This is a genomic window from Nocardia africana NBRC 100379 (assembly GCF_001612635.1).
In the GTDB taxonomy this organism is placed as follows: domain Bacteria; phylum Actinomycetota; class Actinomycetes; order Mycobacteriales; family Mycobacteriaceae; genus Nocardia; species Nocardia africana.
The window spans coordinates 1-766 of record NZ_BDAV01000090.1; the positions used below are offsets into that span (position 1 = coordinate 1).

General features: G+C 63.4%; 1 protein-coding gene. It reads right to left on the reverse strand.

The window, feature by feature from the left end:
• On the reverse strand, positions 1-202 hold a 202-nt coding region (locus NA3_RS35420; RefSeq protein WP_157126687.1), incomplete at its 3' end, for a hypothetical protein.
• Positions 203-766: the final 564 nt, after the last annotated feature.

A 766-nucleotide genomic window follows, 5' to 3' on the forward strand; every position in this document is an offset into this window, starting at 1 on the left:
CGTGGGCGCGTTCGATCAGTCGCAGCCCCTCGACCGTGGCCGGATCGGCGTCGCAGTCGATGCTGGTGACGGTGAGCCGGAACCGGGCGCCGGCCAGCAGCCTGGCCACCCACATCGACAACCCGGGCCGCTCACGGTCGGGGTAGCGGGCGGCCGGTAATCGGTGAGGTACCAGCACCACGTAGGTCTGCCCGATACGCACGTCACGGGCATGCACACATCAGATTCGTCGCCGCCGCACATCCGGACGACGACACAGGGGCCACCGTGGGTCAGACATCTACGGCCGTACGCGCGGGCCCTGAAACTCCTACTTTCGTGTGTAACGCGCGCAGTTGTCACGTAAGCGCGAGAAGTTCCGCCCGAGTGGCCGAGTTCCCACCAGGGCATTTACGCCGCCTTGGAGCCTCGAAACAAGACTGGTGCTTTTCGGGACGGACGGCGCTGAAAGCCCGCAGAAACCTGCCATGAGCAGCGCAAACCCCTATTGCGTTGCGCGCCAGCAGATTCAACTGCTACCCTCGGAAACGAGGGGACATTTGTGTCCTCACCCCGACACCGAAGTGGTCGGGGTTTTTTGTATCCGTCACCCGCATCGATCCGAAGCCCTCAGCGCCAGCTGGGGGCTTTTTTTGTGCCCGAAGGAGCCCGCGTGGAAGTCATCAGAACTCTTCTTGCTCAGGGGATTTGGCCGATGGTGGTCTTCACGGCCATGGTCGGTGTAGTCACGCTGATCGCGCTGATGCGCGCCGATCGGGAGGACATC